Here is a 1,448-nt window from a genome sequence, read left to right on the forward strand (position 1 = left end):
TGTCATGTCTCAGGTCCTCGTGGACAGTTCATGTCTCAGGTCTTCATTGACAGTTGTTGTCTCAGAGGTTTGTAGACAATTGTTGTTGGGCGATGGTTGGGTGGCGGCCTTCACTGGACGTACTTTTCGTTTACGGACTGCTGCCGAGGGGTCGGCCATGATGCCGGCTGGTTTGCCGTTGCCGACGTAGCGTGTTCCCTTCGGGGGCCGGGGATGGCTGATGATCTCGGCGCCGCGGGAGTCGAAGAACAGAATCTCGGCGTCGTCATACAGGATGTGCACTGTTGAACCGATGTAATCCTTGCCCATCCTGAAGCTGGTTCCTAGAACAGTGGCGTTTCCCATGGCCCCGACAATGCGCTTGGTGCTTTGCCGTTCGGTCCCTGTCGCGGCAGGTCCGGGTGGCGATGGTGCCGGCGCTTTGGGTGTGGCTTCCCAAGCCTCTTGGGGTGTCATGTTCGATGGCAGGGACTGGTGGACGCGTTCGGTGTTGTAGTAGCGGTCAAAGACATCGATCTGCGCCTGTAGGACGGCCATAGACTCCGCCGGCGGCTGCCGGTGAAGATACCGGTGCAGCGTCTGGTGGAAGCGTTCGTTTTTGCCTTGGGTCGTTGGTTTGTACGGTTTCCCGGTGATCGGTTCGATTCCGCGGGCCTTGAGGAATTCGACGAGAGCACCGCGTCGGCCGCGTCGGGTGGGATTGAGCGCTGCCCCGTTATCTGAGAGGAATTTCTGCGGGACACCATGGCGTTGGATCGCCCGTGTGACGATCGCGATCGCAGCCTCGCTGGTTTCCCCGGCCGCGACCAGCGAGGCCAAAGCCAGACGGGAATGATCATCCACGAGTTGAAAGACCGCTACCGATTTTCCGCAGGCCAGGGGCCATTCCGTGGAATCAATCTGCCAGCATGCGTTCGGTTGCGGGTAGGTAAACCGCTTGAAGGAACTGCGTGGCCGCTTCCTTGGTGCCGGGACCACGGCACCGGCCCGGGAGAAGATCCTGGCCACGGTCGCCCGCGACGGAGGCTCGAGGCCTTGGCGTGCCAGCTTCGCAATCACCGAAAGCGGGCCATGATCAAACCCTCCCTCTTCCAAGCTGGTCCGGGTCGCCAGCAGCAGCTCCACCATGGCCGGCGGGGTTGCCGTGGGAGTGCTGAGCGGGATCGGCAGCTTCTTCTCCAGCGCCTTCACCACGCCCACCTCTGCGGCCGCCCTCCGGACTTGATAGAACCAAGCCCGGGAGACTTTGTGGGTTCTGCAGAACGCGGTGACTGCTCCACGAGGAGCATCTTCTGGCCAGGTAGCCACGGCATGACGGACCTTGATATCTGGTTGTGGGTTGCTCACACATCAGAGCAAAACCCGCACAAGTGTCCACCAAGCCCTGAGACACAGTGTCTACACAGTCATGAGACATAACCGTCCAATAAGTCATGAGACTTCACAGC

1 protein-coding gene is annotated in these 1,448 nt (G+C 60.4%); it reads right to left on the bottom strand.

Annotated elements, in window-relative coordinates; genetic code table 11:
- Nucleotides 1-9: 9 nt before the first annotated feature.
- Nucleotides 10-1,128 (bottom strand): DDE-type integrase/transposase/recombinase, encoded by a 1,119-nt coding sequence (locus tag AB0N75_RS18850; RefSeq protein WP_364652470.1) that lies wholly within the window; start codon nucleotides 1,126-1,128, stop codon nucleotides 10-12.
- Nucleotides 1,129-1,448: the final 320 nt, after the last annotated feature.

The sequence above is a fragment of the Arthrobacter sp. NPDC089319 genome (assembly GCF_040684925.1).
GTDB lineage: Bacteria > Actinomycetota > Actinomycetes > Actinomycetales > Micrococcaceae > Crystallibacter.